Source organism: Brevibacillus sp. AG (assembly GCF_028369215.1).
Taxonomy (GTDB): domain Bacteria; phylum Bacillota; class Bacilli; order Brevibacillales; family Brevibacillaceae; genus Brevibacillus; species Brevibacillus porteri.
The window spans coordinates 883,689-898,847 of the sequence record NZ_JAQMYO010000001.1 but is presented as its reverse complement, the minus strand read 5'-3'; the positions used below and the strand labels follow the sequence as shown (position 1 = coordinate 898,847).

General features: G+C 47.2%; 19 protein-coding genes. 18 read left to right on the top strand and 1 reads right to left on the bottom strand.

All coding sequences use genetic code 11. From position 1 onward, the window contains the following. Nucleotides 1-99: 99 nt before the first annotated feature. The 11 genes from POF51_RS03940 to POF51_RS03890 all read left to right on the top strand — a co-directional run bounded on the left by POF51_RS03940 (nucleotide 100) and on the right by POF51_RS03890 (nucleotide 8,177). A complete protein-coding gene (locus POF51_RS03940; protein ID WP_007716581.1) occupies nucleotides 100-690 on the top strand; it encodes an RNA polymerase sigma factor in 591 nt (196 codons plus the stop codon). Further along, complete coding sequence (locus tag POF51_RS03935) at nucleotides 687-1,337, top strand: zf-HC2 domain-containing protein (protein WP_069845323.1); 651 nt, start codon at nucleotides 687-689, stop codon at nucleotides 1,335-1,337. Before POF51_RS03940 ends, POF51_RS03935 begins: the two co-directional genes overlap by 4 nt. Nucleotides 1,338-1,465: 128 nt before the next feature. Further along, complete coding sequence (locus tag POF51_RS03930) at nucleotides 1,466-2,413, top strand: tetratricopeptide repeat protein (RefSeq protein ID WP_069845322.1); 948 nt, start codon at nucleotides 1,466-1,468, stop codon at nucleotides 2,411-2,413. A gap of 103 nt (nucleotides 2,414-2,516) precedes the next feature. Beyond that, the gene (locus POF51_RS03925) at nucleotides 2,517-3,635 is read left to right on the top strand and encodes a hypothetical protein (RefSeq protein ID WP_069845321.1); all 1,119 of its coding nucleotides are present in this window, start codon (nucleotides 2,517-2,519) and stop codon (nucleotides 3,633-3,635) included. A gap of 9 nt (nucleotides 3,636-3,644) precedes the next feature. Further along, nucleotides 3,645-3,860, top strand: a complete 216-nt coding sequence (locus POF51_RS03920) for an IDEAL domain-containing protein (RefSeq protein ID WP_007716588.1) — start codon at nucleotides 3,645-3,647, stop codon at nucleotides 3,858-3,860. Between the two features lie 89 nt (nucleotides 3,861-3,949). Next, nucleotides 3,950-4,372: a DUF2487 family protein gene (locus POF51_RS03915; RefSeq protein ID WP_069845320.1), complete on the top strand. Its 423-nt coding sequence runs from the start codon at nucleotides 3,950-3,952 to the stop codon at nucleotides 4,370-4,372. Nucleotides 4,373-4,625: 253 nt separating this feature from the next. Next, nucleotides 4,626-5,144: a ubiquinol-cytochrome c reductase iron-sulfur subunit gene (locus POF51_RS03910; RefSeq protein ID WP_069845319.1), complete on the top strand. Its 519-nt coding sequence runs from the start codon at nucleotides 4,626-4,628 to the stop codon at nucleotides 5,142-5,144. 1 nt (nucleotide 5,145) lies between these two features. Then, nucleotides 5,146-5,817, top strand: a complete 672-nt coding sequence (qcrB, locus tag POF51_RS03905) for a menaquinol-cytochrome c reductase cytochrome b subunit (RefSeq protein ID WP_012686173.1) — start codon at nucleotides 5,146-5,148, stop codon at nucleotides 5,815-5,817. Nucleotides 5,818-5,845: 28 nt separating this feature from the next. Beyond that, nucleotides 5,846-6,637: a menaquinol-cytochrome c reductase cytochrome b/c subunit gene (locus tag POF51_RS03900; protein WP_017248136.1), complete on the top strand. Its 792-nt coding sequence runs from the start codon at nucleotides 5,846-5,848 to the stop codon at nucleotides 6,635-6,637. A 76-nt stretch (nucleotides 6,638-6,713) separates the two neighbouring features. After that, nucleotides 6,714-7,313: a DUF1405 domain-containing protein gene (locus POF51_RS03895; RefSeq protein ID WP_017248137.1), complete on the top strand. Its 600-nt coding sequence runs from the start codon at nucleotides 6,714-6,716 to the stop codon at nucleotides 7,311-7,313. A gap of 48 nt (nucleotides 7,314-7,361) precedes the next feature. Further along, the gene (locus POF51_RS03890) at nucleotides 7,362-8,177 is read left to right on the top strand and encodes a sporulation protein YpjB (protein WP_069845318.1); all 816 of its coding nucleotides are present in this window, start codon (nucleotides 7,362-7,364) and stop codon (nucleotides 8,175-8,177) included. A gap of 60 nt (nucleotides 8,178-8,237) precedes the next feature. On the opposite strand, the gene POF51_RS03885 is transcribed toward POF51_RS03890, so the two are convergent. Beyond that, nucleotides 8,238-9,095, bottom strand: coding sequence for a YitT family protein (locus tag POF51_RS03885; protein ID WP_017248139.1), 858 nt, complete (start codon nucleotides 9,093-9,095; stop codon nucleotides 8,238-8,240). Between the two features lie 215 nt (nucleotides 9,096-9,310). Between POF51_RS03885 and POF51_RS03880 the strand changes: the two genes are divergently transcribed. From POF51_RS03880 to POF51_RS03850, 7 genes are all read left to right on the top strand, one after another. After that, the gene (locus POF51_RS03880) at nucleotides 9,311-9,658 is read left to right on the top strand and encodes a nucleotide pyrophosphohydrolase (RefSeq protein ID WP_016740047.1); all 348 of its coding nucleotides are present in this window, start codon (nucleotides 9,311-9,313) and stop codon (nucleotides 9,656-9,658) included. Further along, nucleotides 9,651-10,403 (top strand): 4-hydroxy-tetrahydrodipicolinate reductase, encoded by a 753-nt coding sequence (gene dapB / locus POF51_RS03875; RefSeq protein WP_271753966.1) that lies wholly within the window; start codon nucleotides 9,651-9,653, stop codon nucleotides 10,401-10,403. Before POF51_RS03880 ends, dapB begins: the two co-directional genes overlap by 8 nt. A 50-nt stretch (nucleotides 10,404-10,453) precedes the next feature. After that, complete coding sequence (locus POF51_RS03870; protein ID WP_056492842.1) at nucleotides 10,454-10,864, top strand: methylglyoxal synthase; 411 nt, start codon at nucleotides 10,454-10,456, stop codon at nucleotides 10,862-10,864. Continuing rightward, nucleotides 10,861-11,556, top strand: a complete 696-nt coding sequence (bshB1, locus tag POF51_RS03865; RefSeq protein WP_069845316.1) for a bacillithiol biosynthesis deacetylase BshB1 — start codon at nucleotides 10,861-10,863, stop codon at nucleotides 11,554-11,556. Before POF51_RS03870 ends, bshB1 begins: the two co-directional genes overlap by 4 nt. Before the next feature lie 16 nt (nucleotides 11,557-11,572). After that, nucleotides 11,573-12,700, top strand: a complete 1,128-nt coding sequence (gene bshA, locus POF51_RS03860) for an N-acetyl-alpha-D-glucosaminyl L-malate synthase BshA (protein WP_069845315.1) — start codon at nucleotides 11,573-11,575, stop codon at nucleotides 12,698-12,700. Between the two features lie 140 nt (nucleotides 12,701-12,840). Further along, nucleotides 12,841-14,064 (top strand): CCA tRNA nucleotidyltransferase, encoded by a 1,224-nt coding sequence (locus POF51_RS03855; RefSeq protein WP_069845314.1) that lies wholly within the window; start codon nucleotides 12,841-12,843, stop codon nucleotides 14,062-14,064. Beyond that, on the top strand, nucleotides 14,054-15,037 hold the full coding sequence (locus POF51_RS03850; protein WP_069845313.1) for a biotin--[acetyl-CoA-carboxylase] ligase: 984 nt from the start codon (nucleotides 14,054-14,056) through the stop codon (nucleotides 15,035-15,037). Before POF51_RS03855 ends, POF51_RS03850 begins: the two co-directional genes overlap by 11 nt. Nucleotides 15,038-15,159 lie beyond the last annotated feature (122 nt).

The following is a 15,159-nucleotide window of genomic DNA, read 5'->3' as shown; positions in this document are numbered from 1 at the left end:
AAAAAGAATCGTAAGGTCGCGCAACTTTTTACATCCCCAGCAGTCTAATTATGCAAAAGGCCGCTGAGGGATCGGAATCGCAAGGAGGTAATCCTGATCATGACCGATTCCCAGCTTATCCGAGAGATTAAAGAAGGTAATCTGGAATGCTATGCTGAACTGATTCGTCGATATGAAAAAAAGATCCTCTCATTTGTCACTCATCTTTTGCGTCAGGCACATTTAGAGCATATAGCGGAGGATATATGTCAGGAGACGTTTTACAAGGCGTATAAGAGCATTCATTCTTTCCGAGATGTAGAAGCTACATTCTCCACCTGGCTCTATACGATTGCACGCAACTCCGTACTCAGTGAATTGCGCAAGAGTCGCAATTCTGATGTGTATCTGGATGATACGTTGCAAGTGCCTATGGCATCTCCCAAGACACTGCCTGAGCAAGTTTTGCTCCGGAATGAACGGGAGAGCATGGTGAGACTGGCAATCAACAGTCTGCCAGAGAAGCAACGCTCAGCACTGATATTACGCGAGTACGAACAAATGGATTACACAGAAATCGCTACGATTCTGGATTTAACAGTGAGCTCTGTGAAGTCTCTACTGTTTCGAGCGCGGCAAAGTATTCGTGGACAGTTGGAAAACTACATCCTGGACCCTCATTTGGATGAAGCTGAAGGGATGAATCGATGATGAGATGTGAAGAAGTTCAGGAAATGCTGCCTGAATACGCCGAAAATCTGTTGCCTGAGGTGACCCAACGTCGGGTTGATCACCATATGGCAGCATGCTATGCCTGTCGTTCCGACTATGAGATTTGGTCGGACAGTGGTGAGTGGATGGAAATGGATAAAGAAGAATATCATTCTGTAACTCCATCACGTTCCATTGTAGACGCGGTGATGGCCCGTATTTTATCGGAAGAACAGTGGGCGATCCCGATCGGCAGAAAAATTTTCAGCGTGACAGCGAGAATGCGACGCATGGGTGCGAGTGTAGCGGTTTTGTTGCTCATGGTCTTTTCATTCACTTTATATGTGAATACAAGTACCACGGAGCATGCGAATTCTCTCGTTATTAACGGAGAAGTCATGGAGATTAACACGCCAAAGGCGCAAGTCATTTCTTCTTCCATGCAAACAGACGACGGTACATACGTGGTAGAAGCACAGCCATATACGTCGCAAGGTGATTCACTGGAACATGCTACTGCATCGATCGTACCGCTCGATGGAAAGCCGACTTCTACTGATTTAGCCAAGCCGAATTACAGCATTATGCTTAGTATTTTTGGAATCCTTATTACTGTTCTTACAATGAGCTGGCTAACGCGAGCATAATGGTATATGATCAAGAGTAAAAGAAAAGACCGTCTTCGGACGGTCTTTTGTGGCTATTTTATTAGAGTGGTTGTTCAGCAAGCGCGTAGAGCAACAAGGCCACGCAAAATACATATGAGGTGAAAGAAATGCCGAAAAAGTGGCTGTATGTCATAGACGAAGCGATCAAGCGGATTGAAAACGATGAAGTGGAGTTGGGCTTGACCGCTCTGCAAAAGGTTCAGGAGCATGGAAAAGATATGCCGGATGTCATGATGTATTTGGCGGAGGTCTGGTATCATCTCGGTCATTTGGAGGAGGCGAGTCAATTGCTGACAGATGTCATGGCCAAAAATCCGCAAATGGATTCCTCTTTGCGCAGAGAATGCCAGCTGCTGCTAGCAGAGATTGCTTTGGATTCCAGTGATTTTGAGACGGCGCAACATCTTCTCTATGAATGCAAAGAATCTGGCTTTGAAAGCATCCAGCTTGACTTGTTGCTAGCGGATCTGTATTCCCTCCAAGATTTAGATGAAGTAGCGGTCAAATATTTGGAGCAAGCAAGACTGAAGGAGCCAGATAACCAAGATATTATGGCAGCGCTGGGTAACTTGTATTTCCGCATTGGAGATGACGAGAAAGCAATGAAGCTCCTGGAACAAGCCGGGGATGAAAGTCTGTCCATGCTTTTGACAAAGGGGCGCTCGTACGCTCAAAACGGTCAATTCGAACAGGCTTACCAAGTATTCCGTCAGGCGCTGGTCATGGATCGTTCGCCAGAAGTACTCTACGGATGTGCACTGATGGCATTCCACGTAGGACGACTGGATGAAGCAGCCGAATTGGTCAGCAGCTTGCAAGCGGTTGACGAGGAGTATGTGGCTGCGTACCCATTAGCTGCAGATGTGAATCTTTCGATGGGGAAAACAGAAGCAGCTATTGAGGCCCTAAAGCAATATGTATCGTTGTCAGGGTTCGATTTGGATCAAATCCGCAGGCTGATCGCTCTTTTGACTCAAGCCGGGCGCTATGAGGAAGCGAAAGAATACCAACAGCTTCACGACCAGTGGGACCATGAATCCGAAGAGGAGCAATAAAAAATCGACAAACAGGAAGTCACTTCGGTGGCTTCCTGTTTATTTTTCCGCATTTTGGCAAGAATGAGAGACAAGTAAGCCATCGTAAAGAAGGGATGCACAGATGAACTTGGCTGAGATCTTGGTGTACACCGATATCCGGCAGCTCCATCAGATTGCCAACCATTACGGATGCGAATGCAACCCTCATTCCAAAAACGAATTGATTACGTCACTGTTGTCTAGCTTGAGGCAAAGGTTGACAATCTCTCAAGAAGTTGAGCAGCTGAGCAGTGCAGAAACCCATTTTTTGCTCCAACTGTTCCTGGACAAGCGTACGGTCATGTCGCTTGAGGATTTATTGGCGAAAGCCGGGGTGGCACTGGAGTGTGAAAAGGAAAAAAAGCAGGAGGAAGGACGGAAGTTTGTCGCAGCAGCAATGAAGCGAGGATGGATTTTTCCGGCGAAAAGTAAAACCATAGGGCAGTATCAAATTCCGCTGGACATCCGTGAGCCGTACTTGCAAGCGTGGCTGACAAAATGGCGTGATTCAAACGCATTGCTTCATCCTGGTCCGCAAGCTTATAGGGATGAGGGAACAGCACTCTGCGATGATATCATGCAATTTTTACAATTTCTCCAGCAGGAGCCAGTACCGCTAACCGCAGAAGGTGGCATGTACAAGCGTCATCAGCAGCAGCTTTTTCAATTTTTGTACGTAAAAGAAGAGCCGCTTTTGCCACAAAAATGGCGTTTTGGGTACGGGCTGCATTTTGATTTATACCCTGACCGTTTTTCCTTGCTCTACGATTTCTGCTACTATCACCGATGGATTGTAGAAGTGGACGGCAAGGTAGCAGTAACGGAAGCGGGGAGGGAGCGACTGGAGCAACCGTATAACGATCAATTGTACCACGATGTCATTCGCTTCTGGATGAGGCTGTACAAGCGGGCTGTCCCGAACTTGCCGATGCTGGTTCAGCTCATTCCGTTGATCGCGTCGGGTGGATGGGTAAGTCAGCAATCGCTGATGGACACGCTACTCCATTGGATGAAAGAGTTTTACTACGATTCGCCTACAGATATCTTGGTGAATCGGGTATGCAAAATGATGGTGCATCTAGGATTGTTGCGCGTCGGACAAGACGAACAGGGGCAGTGGTTATACACCGCAACGTATGCGAGCCAGACTTGGCTTCGAAAATACAATGGTTTTACCGAAACGACTATTTTATTGAAGTGAGGGATGGGTATGGAGTGGCCGAATTTCTATTCCAACGCGTACGGAACGAACAATCAAATGGTTTCCGGTTTGCTATCTGAAATGGTGATCGATGAGCAAATGCGTCAATATCGCAAGCGCACGCTAATCCAGGAGATTGATGAGGCACTTGCATCGAAGAACAAAGAGTTGTTTTTGCGCTTAACAGACGAATTAAAAGAGATCATGGCTTACGAGCAAGCCTAAATACATAATCGTATGCGTTATTGCGAGTCTCCAACCATTCATGGTACGCTAGTTTCCAGAAATGAACAAGGAAATGAGGAGACAGCTCTATGCAGTGGAACTTGAACGATTTTGAAAACTGGGAGGAGTTGCGGTCCTTTGTGGATACCGCACTGCTCCCTCTTTATTTGTATAACTCGGATAGAAAAGTAGAAGAGCATGTTGTACGCATGAACTACTTATTGAATGTAGCGGCGGGGATTGAGCAGCGACTGAAGGGACGCGTATTGCTATTTCCGTTAAGCTATCAAATAGGAGAAGAGCAGCTGGAACAACGAACACCGGCGGCATTCCCCTATAAAGTACTGCTTCATTTTCGGGGAGAACAGATTCAATTAAAGGAACGAACGGAAGAAGGCGTGTTGACTTTATTGGTAGGGGATGAAGACCTGGAATCTTCTTTGCGTTTCGAAGTGACCGTGGATGTGCTATACAAAGAGGTCATCAAGTTGTGGCAAACCGGGCGAGGATAATCGTTTTGACTAAAAAATAGAGACGCAATAGAGAAAGCGTTTTCCGGTAATACTACAGAAAAATGGGTGGGGCAAGGTCATAAATTTGACAATCTGGCAACAATATCCTGTCACACATCGTTTGGGTAAAGACATGTCCACTGGACATTCTTGACATCTTTATAGGCGTTAGCTATGATTGGGATTGACCTAGTGTATATGTATGAAAATGCCATCGTAGCGCTATTTTACAGGATAAGGAGGGAAAAAAGATATGGGAGACAAACGCGAAATTTCCAGGCGTACATTTTTGAACTACGCCCTGATGGGAACTGGCGGATTCCTTGCTGCGGGAATGATCACCCCAATGATTCGCTTTGCGGTAGACCCCCTTCTGCAAGGACATGCAGGTGGAGATAAAGTAGCTGTCGGCAGTCCGGATGAGTTTAGTGCCGTGCCAAAACGCGTAGAATTCAAGGTCCATACCAAGGACGGTTGGTATGAATCAGAATCTACACTTACTGCATGGGTTACCAAGAACGACAAGGGTGAGATTCTTGCTCTGTCCCCGATCTGTAAGCACTTAGGGTGTACGGTTGACTGGGGAACTGGCCCTGGACAACCAAATGAGTACTTCTGTCCTTGCCACATGGGTCGTTATTCGATCAATGGCGAGCACATTTTGGGAACGCCACCGACGGCCTCTCTTGATGAGTATGAGACAGAAGTCAAAGAAGGAAAATTGTATTTAGGTAAAGTAAAAGCAAATCCTCGTCCGGGGGTGAACGGCTAAAATGATGCAAAAAATGTATGATTGGGTCGATGAGCGCTTAAACATCACTCCGATGTGGCGTGACTTGGCTGACCACGAAGTACCTGAGCACGTGAACCCGGCACATCATTTTTCAGCTTTTGTTTACTGCTTTGGTGGACTTACGTTCTTTATTACCGTTATTCAAATCTTGTCTGGTATGTTCTTGACGATGTACTATGTACCAGACGTTATCAATGCTTACGAATCCGTTAAGTACCTGCAGAACGAAGTAGCGTTCGGGGTAATCGTACGCGGTATGCATCACTGGGGCGCGAGCTTGGTAATCGTGATGATGTTCCTACATACTTTGCGTGTATTCTTTACAGGTGCATACAAAAAGCCTCGTGAATTGAACTGGGTAGTCGGCGTACTGATTTTCTTCGTTATGCTGGGTCTCGGTTTCACAGGTTACCTGTTGCCTTGGGATAACACCGCATACTTTGCGACCAAAGTAGGTGTGCAGATCGCAGACTCGGTACCATTTATCGGTCCGTATGTGAAAACATTGCTCACAGGTGGAGACATTCTAGGTGCGCAAACGCTTACTCGCTTCTTCGCGATTCACGTGTTCTTCCTGCCAGGCGCACTGCTTGGACTGTTGGGAGCTCACTTTGTTATGATCCGTTCGCAAGGTATCTCGGGTCCACTATAATCGGTCTTCGAAAAAAGGAGGAAATAGCATGGCAAAACAAGATAAAGATGCTACCTTCGTCGGAGATTCCCGAGTATCGGCGAAGCGTATCCCAAACATTTCTCCATCCTACTCCGACTTTCCAGGTAAAAACGAGCCGTTTTGGCCAAACTTCCTGTTGAAAGAGTGGATGGTGGCAGCCGTTTGTTTAGTTGGCTTCCTCGTGTTGACGGTTTCACATCCGTCGCCGTTGACAGACAAAGCAAACCCGAATGATACTTCATTCATTCCGTTGCCAGACTGGTACTTCTTGTTCCTGTATCAATTGCTGAAATATCCATGGGCTGCAGGGGATTGGGTCGTTCTTGGAATCGTTGTTATTCCAGGTATCGCATTTGGTGCACTGATGCTGGCGCCTTGGCTGGATACCAGCAAAGAGCGTCGTCCTAGCAAACGTCCAGTTGCTACAGGCTTGATGCTGACGGCACTCGTTGGTATTTTCTACCTGACTTGGGCGGCAAACCATGAATATCATCTGGCTCACCCAGATAAAGGTAAAGGAACTGGTGGTAAACAGGGATCAAGTGCAACTGCACCTGCTCCGGCTGACACCAGCTTTAAAGCAGATGCGCTTTGGAAAGCGCAAACAAGCTGTATGGGATGCCATGGTAAAAACATGGAGGGCGGCATGGGTCCAAACCTCCAAAAAATCGGTGCAACTTTGGATGCAGCCAAGATTACTGATGTCATCAAGAACGGTAAAGGCGCAATGCCAGGCGGTATGATCAAAGATGATGCAGAAATCGCAAAGCTAGCTGAATACATGGCTGGCTTGAAATAAGCTAATAGGGGAAAAGCTGGCTGGTAATGCGGTCAGCTTTTTCGTTAGCGGCGTACACAGCGGGAGACGATTATAGATGATCTGGATATGGGAGTGGTTTCGGCAATCTTTGGGCAAAAGGTGGTTTCTTTGGACGCTGTTCGTCGTCAACTTTTTGGGAACCATATATGGATTTATCTGGTACGGTAACCAATTAGCTGAGACACCAGCATATTTGATTCCTTTTGTTCCGGACAGCCCGACAGGTAGCGGACTTTTTTCGCTTGTACTCCTTACCTATTTGTTGGGTCGCCACATTCCTGTACTGGAAGCTTTGGCTGGCATCACCAATTTTAAGTACGGTGTCTGGGCCGTCTGCATTATCGTGGCTGGTTGGATGATGGGCAATGAAGTGCGTTGGACAGACGTGATGCTAATCATTTCCCACACCGGCATGGCTGTGGAATCTGTTTTGTATGCGCGTTTTTACAAGCTAAGTCTTCTGCCGGTGGGAATCGCTGCGCTGTGGACACTAAATAATGATTTTCTCGATTACGTCATGGACATCCATCCGTGGCTGCCGAGTGTACTGGATCCGTATGAAGGCTTCGTTGGTTTGTTTACGGTTCTTCTCAGTCTGATCTCGATCTCGGTGATCTGGTGGGTGAATATGAAGTATACGACAAATAAGGTCTAATCTTGTCCTCCTTTCCATAGGCTGTACTAGGGAAGGAGGTTATTTGCGTTGAAGAAAAACATCCGGTTTTTATTATTCTTTCTCATGATCGGGTTGTTCTTGTCGTGGCCCATTCATAATTTGTACTCGAAGCTGAATCAACCAATAGAAGAAAAGCAGTTGGCCGCATTGGATCAAATTGCGCATGAGTTACTGACGTATGCAAAAAAGGGAGATCTTGAAGGGGCAGAGCAGCGCATTGTACAGCTGGCAGAACGATTCCCGAACCAGCATTTACCCAATCCGATACGAATTGAAAGTCTGAATGCAGTGACACAGTCCATACTGGCAGCCAAGCAAAGCTTTGCTTCCGCAAACGCAAGTGAACAGCAATTGCTGTGGCATGCCACGCGGGTCCGTATCGCCATAGATGCTCTGACGCATGATCACCAGCCGATGTGGCGTAGCTACTATCCTTCTCTCGTAACACAGGTCCAAAACCTGCAGCTATCGGCTGTTGAGCGGAATTTCAGTCAGTTTCGCGAACAGTTCGATGAGAATTACCGATTATTTTTGGCCATTAAGCCGGGGATGAGTATTCAGCTCCCAGAGGGGCAAATGTCCTCGATTACGGTTGCGTACGATATCATATCCAAAGAGATGCGAAACAGCCAGGTAGATTGGCAACTAGTACGAGAGGCGTTGCGAGAATTGAACAGCTCTTTTCAAGTGGCTTTTGTGGGAGAAGAAAAGAGTACGTTTGCTCGTTTAATGATGCGGCCAGATTCACCAATTGTCATTCTCGCCTCGATTTCGATTGCATTGATCATGGCCTTGTCGTATGTGGCGTGGAAGAAATATGACGGAGAAATCCGTTCGACTTAATGGATGCAAAAAACCCTTGCCTGTACGAAAAGGCAAGGGTTTTTGTTGTGCTGCTTCGTGCTAGTCGTGAAGCGGTTTCTTGTTTTCGTCGAGAGTAAAGCCTTCTCCGAGTACCTCATGAACATCGTTGACGATGACAAAGGCATGCGGGTCAATTTCTTGCACGATATTTTTAAAACGCATCACTTCGTTGCGGCTGATAACCACATAGATTACTTTCTTTTCATCACCAGAGTAAGCGCCTTTTCCTGCTAAAAGGGTAACACCACGACCGAATTCAAGGATTTGATTGGCAATCTTGTCCGCTTCGTTGGAAATGATCGTCAGTGCTTTGCCGGCATATGCCCCATCTTGGAAAAAGTCGATGACACGTGCTGCGATAAAGACGACGACAAGTGTGTACATGGCGCTTTCCAGATTCAAATAGACGAGAGATGCCCCAATGACCAAGATGTCTCCGAAAAACAACGTCCTCCCCATACTGATACCCATGTATTTCTGAAGCAGTCTGGCAATGATGTCCACTCCGCCAGTGGTCCCGCCGTAACGGAAAATAATCCCTAAACCGACTCCGACAGCTACCCCGGCATAGAGGGAGGCGAGCAAGCGATCCTTCATTTGAAGCGGAAGAACTCCATCAAACAAGGATAAGAAGACGGAGAGTGAAACCGTTCCCAAAATCGTGTAGAAAAAAGAAGTTCGTCCAAGAATTTTCCAGCCTAGAAAAAATAACGGTACGTTTAGGACGAAGAAGACGACCCCCTGATCCACAGATGGAACTAACAGCTTGATCAAAATACTGATACCAGTGATACCGCCCTCAGCTAAATGGTTGGGAATGTTGAACGCATTAATACCAAATCCCATAATGGCAGAACCGATGATAATGGCAAAGATACTATCAAGACGAATTTTCATATGTCCTCCTGTTCGCCGGATCAGGAATGGCTTCCCCCCGGACATGATGTGCAGGTAATACTTGTGTTACCTGAGGGCTATCCGAAAGCCATTATAAATGAACGCTCGTTTGATTGTCCATATGCTGGAAAGACGAAGTATTGTGATTTGGCAAACCAAGCCTTTTTTAGTACGATAGGTGAAAGAGAGAAGACTGTGAAAAAAGGAGTGGGCGGATGGAACGGCAAAAGACGATGCAAGAGATGCAGCAAGAAGTTGATCAATACATATCGCAATTTAAAGAAGGATATTTTTCTCCGCTTTCGATGCTGGCTAGAATGACAGAAGAAGTAGGGGAATTAGCCAGAGAGATTAACCATTTTTATGGAGAAAAACCGAAGAAAAAGGACGAAGGCGAAAAAACAGTAGAGGAAGAGCTGGGTGACGTACTCTTCATCGTGATTTGTTTCGCAAACTCGCTCGGAATCGATTTGCAGGAAGCGTTTGATCGTATTATGCACAAGTTTAATACTCGCGATAAAGATCGCTGGACGAGAATAGAGGAGAACGAGCAGCATGACTAAACAAATTCGTGTAGCAGTTGCAGGCGCAAATGGTCGAATGGGGCAAGAGGTAGTGAAAATGCTAGCGCAGGATACCTCACTTGTTTTTACTGGCAATCTGGATACGCGTGTGAGCGAAGAGAAAATCAATCAACAACTGGACGAAATGAAGCCGGATGTTCTGGTCGACTTTACTACACCCCATACGGTTTACCGTCATATGGAGCTCTGTTTGGCTCGTGGTGTGAGACCAGTTGTCGGAACTACGGGCCTGACAACAGAACAGCTGCAAGAGATGACTGCGCGCTATAAAGAAGCGGGACTGGGTGCTATCATTGCCCCGAATTTTGCGATTGGTGCGATTCTATGTATGAAGTTTTCCGCAATGGCAGCAAAATATATGCCGCATGTGGAAATTATCGAGTTGCATCATGACCGCAAGCTGGATGCGCCAAGCGGAACTGCTTTGAAGACCGCTGAGATGATTGCAGCCGTTCGGGAAGAGCTCAAGCAAGGGCATCCTGAAGAAGTAGAAACGATTCCAGGCGCTCGCGGAGCAGATTACGAAGGATTCCGGATTCACAGTGTCCGTCTTCCAGGTATGGTTGCTCATCAGGAGGTTTTGTTTGGTGCAACAGGCCAAACGCTGTCTATTCGCCATGATTCGATTAACCGGGAATCTTTCATGCCAGGCGTGAATATGGCCATTAAAGCCGTAATGAATATGAACGGATTGATTTACGGATTGGAACATCTGATTGATTAAACGTTTGATTAACATACACACGATACCCAGCCATAAAGGGAGAGGTTTTCTTGAAAATTGCATTGATTGCCCATGATCGAATGAAAGAACAGATTGTGCAACTAGCGATGGCCTATGAATCCATTTTGGCAAAACATGACCTGTATGCCACAGGAACAACTGGGTCGCGAATCATGGAAGCTACGTCGCTGTCCCTAACCCGATTTCTGTCAGGGCCATTAGGAGGCGATCAACAAATCGGTGCGATGATCGCCCGCAATGAGATGGATTTGATTATCTTTTTGCGTGATCCGCTTACCTCTCAACCACATGAGCCTGATATTATCGCACTGCTTCGACTGTGTGATGTGCACAAGATACCGTTTGCCACCAATCTCGGTTCGGCAGAAATCATGCTGAAGGCTTTGGAGCTGGGACAACTGGATTGGCGTGAAGTGGTGCATGAGGAGAATGAAGCATGAGTTCACTCGATATTTTGGCAATAGGCGCTCATCCTGACGATGTCGAGATCGGTGCGGCAGGCAGTCTGATCTTGGCCGCTAAACAGGGAAAGCGCGTGGGGATTCTCGACTTGACCTATGCTGAATTGTCTTCGAATGGAACGGTTGAAAGAAGGCAGCAAGAAGCGACAGCAGCTGACCAAGTGATGGGAGTGGCTGCTCGCTATAACTTTGGCCTGCCTGATCGTGGCTTGGAAGCAGTCAGAGAAAGTGCGATTGAACGTGTCGTCAAGCTCATTCGCGAAACTCGTCCAGCCATTGTGCTTGCGCCTTATTTCGCGGATCGTCATCCAGATCACGAAAGTGTAAGTCGAATCGTTCGAGAGGCGGTGTTTAATGCGGGCATCCGCAAGTATTTGCCAGAGCCTTCTGTGCCTGCCTATCGACCTTCGCAATTCCTTTACTATTTCATTAATTCGACTGTCACGCCTCAGGTTGTCGTGGATATCACCGCTGTTTATCCGCAAAAAATGGAGGCGCTGCGTTGCTACCGTAGTCAGTTTGAGCTAGAAGAAGGTGGCGTTCAAACACCGCTTACCAACGGGTATCTGGAATCTGTCGAGTATCGAGAGCGACTGTTTGGTCAGCAGGTTGGTGTAGCCTACGCAGAAGGATTTGTCAGTGCAGCTCCGTATGTATTAAAGAGCTTGTGAGAAGGAGTGACACTGTATGAAGATCGGGATTACTTGCTATCCGTCATTGGGCGGATCGGGTGTAGTAGCCACAGAGCTGGGCAAGCTATTGGCCGAGCGAGGACATCAAGTCCATTTCATCACAGGTGGAATGCCATTTCGCTTAGGTGCGTTTCACCCGAACATTTTTTATCATGAAGTAGAAGTGAACAACTATGATGTTTTTAAATATCCACCTTATGATTTGACCTTGGCGAACCGAATGGCACAAGTGGCGAAAAATGAAAACCTGGACTTATTACATGTGCATTATGCTGTGCCACATGCGTTGTGCGCGTTCCTTGCCAAGCAAATGGTAGGGGATCATTTGAAAATTGTGACCACCTTGCACGGGACGGATATTACTGTTCTGGGGTATGACTCGAATTTGAGTGATATGATCCGCTTCGGCATTGAGCGAAGCGATTTGGTAACAGCGGTGTCCCATGATTTGATCAGGCAAACACAAGAGCTGCTACATGTTGAAAAAGAAATTGTTCCTGTGTACAACTTCGTAGACAAGCGGCGTTATTACCCGAAAGAGGTTACGAAGCTGAAAAAGGTATTTGCACCGAATGGTGAAAAAATTCTTATGCACATTTCTAATTTCCGTCCGGTCAAACGAGTGCCGGATGTGATTGAAATATTTTCGCGTGTACGTGAAGAAGTGCCATCCAGACTGATCCTCATTGGTGAAGGTCCCGAAATGGGTCTGGTCCGCAAGATGATCGCTGAGCTCGGTCTGAGTGACGATGTTTGCTACCTCGGCAAGCAAGAAGACGTCGCTGAGGTATTGTCGATGGCAGACATCATGCTGCTTCCATCGGAAAAGGAAAGCTTCGGACTCGTCGCATTGGAAGCAATGGCTTGCGGTGTGCCTGTCGTCGCTACAGTGGCAGGGGGCTTGCCCGAAGTCGTCCTAGATGGTGTGAACGGCTTCTTGCGTCCAATTGGGGACGTTGAAGGCATGGCGAAAGAAACGATACGTCTCTTGCAAAACGAAGAGCTATACCGTGAATTCTCCGCGAATAGCATCGAGCGATCCTGCAAAACGTTTTGTCACGAAACGATCGCCTCTCAGTATGAAGCACTTTACGCCAACTTGCTGGCAAGCAATCCGGTGTAAAACTAAGCTTTTGAACGCAAGATTGAGCTTTTGGCTAATTGATGCACCTTGGATATTAAAATAAACAATCCATACAAAACTCTCATGAAAACGCCTCCTTGTCTAGATCAGGCGGAGCAAACCAGAAAGGGGGGATTGGATTGGCGATAGAATTGGCAAAGCGTGTTCTCGACAGATTGGAGGAACACGGCTTCGAAGCTTACTATGTAGGTGGTTGCGTCCGCGATTGGCTTTTACAACGACCTGTTCATGATATAGATATATGTACGAATGCCCATCCCGGCGACGTCATCCGATTGTTTCCCGATCATGTCCCGACTGGTCTGAAACACGGTACTGTGTCTGTAAAAGTAGAGGGGCAGATGTTCGAAGTAACCACGTTTCGGACGGAAGGAAAATATGAAGATTACCGTCGACCCGCTGAAGTTCAGTTCGTTTCAGAACTTCGGCTCGATCTGGAGCGACGAGATTTTACGATGAACGCAATGGCGATGGATCGTCATCAAGTATTGCACGACCCGTTCGGTGGACGAGAGGATATGCAGCATCGGCTGGTTCGGGCTGTAGGCATTCCGCTTGAGAGATTTCAGGAGGATGCCCTTCGGCTTTTACGAGGTGTGCGCTTTGCTTCCCAGTTAGGTTTTGCGATAGAAGACCAGACTATGCTTGCTATGAAACAGACTGCGCCTTTGTTAGCTCATATTGCTGTGGAGCGCATAAGGGAAGAGCTGAATAAAACGCTCGACAGCAAAGCCCCAGAGGTAGGTTGTCAGTTGTTGAATGAAACAAGACTCATGGCTTATGCCCCTGAGGTAGAAAAACTGTTCGTCCTCTCAAATGAGCATGTCTGGCGGTTGCATCATTTGCAAACCGTGACGCAAAAATGGTCGTTGCTACTGTTTGCGGCGAATTATTCACCTGTGCAATCGCGTGAAGTATGCCAATTCCTCAAAATGTCCAAGCGCGAAACAGAAGCAATTTGTTGTTTGGTTGAACTTCTGATGCGATTGCAGCCACAATGGGATGTCCCTCAACCGATTGAGTGGGGGCCACTGCTGCTTGAAGTCGGTTTGGACACGTGCAACGAGTTCTTCCTTTTATTGCAAGCGTGTTGGTGGAAGGAGAGGCAATCGTTTTCGATGCAAGCACTCCTTGATCAATACGAAAACATGCCTGTCAAAACCATCAAGGATTTGGCAATCACCGGGCTTGACCTGCAAGTAGCCATTCAGAAAAAGCCAGGCGAGTGGATTGTCCGCGTCTTGGAATCGTTGCTTAGACAAACGGCTCTGCACGGTTTACCAAATACACCAGAAGCACTCGTCGAAGTTGCAAAGAAAGAGGTTGCACAAGATGAACATTAAGCAAGTCATCCTTCAAGCATTCCGTGACCAGCCGGGCAGTTTCATCTCTGGTGAAGAATTAAGCCAAACATGCGGTTGCTCTAGGACGGCGGTTTGGAAGCATATCGAAGAGCTGCGCCGAGATGGTTACGAGGTGGAGGCGGTGCGAAAATCGGGGTATCGCCTGCTGGTTGCCCCTGATCGCTTGTCAGCAGCAGAAATCATGGCTGGCCTGGAAACGAATCGGATCGGTCAAAATGTCATCGCTTACGATGAGGTGGTATCTACACAGCCACTCGCACACGAGGCTGCGGCAAAAGGGGCAGTAGAAGGTACGATTGTGCTGGCAGAGCTGCAAACAGGTGGGAAAGGCAGACTCGGCCGCCCGTGGCATTCTGCGAAAGGAACGGGGATTTGGATGAGCTTGATCATTCGACCTGCGATTCCGTTACCGAAGACACCCCAGATGACATTGCTAACGGCAGTTGCTGTAGCGACAACGATCCGGGAAGTGACTGGGTTGCCTGTTAAAATCAAATGGCCGAATGATATTTTTATCGGCGACAAAAAAGTATGCGGGATTTTGACAGAGCTAAATGCTGAATCTGATCGAGTCAATTATTTAGTTATCGGAATAGGACTCAATGCCAACAGTGTCGAGTCAGATTTCCCGTCAGAACTGGCACAGATTGCGACTTCGCTTCGTATTGAATCTGGCGAGCCACTCAAGCGCGTTTCGTTTATCCAACGACTCTGCCGAATTTTTGAAGAAGAGTACGACCATTATTTGCAGGCTGGCTTCGAGCGTGTAAAACAAGAGTGGGAGGATCATTCGTACACCATTGGCAAATGGGTGACCCTCCAGACGATTTCACAACAGCTTGAAGGTCGTGCCGTTGGCTTGGATGAGGAAGGCGTACTCAAGGTCGAGGATCAGGCGGGACAGATCCACAAAGTTTATTCGGCTGATGTCAATTATCGTGCAAATGATTAAATCATTTGCTATACTCCAATTTGGAGGCTGTATCACCTCGTGAACGGTACTCCCGGAGTATTTTTGTATCTATCGTGTAATCTTAAAGCAATACGTGTAAGGACAAAAATCTGCTCAGAGCC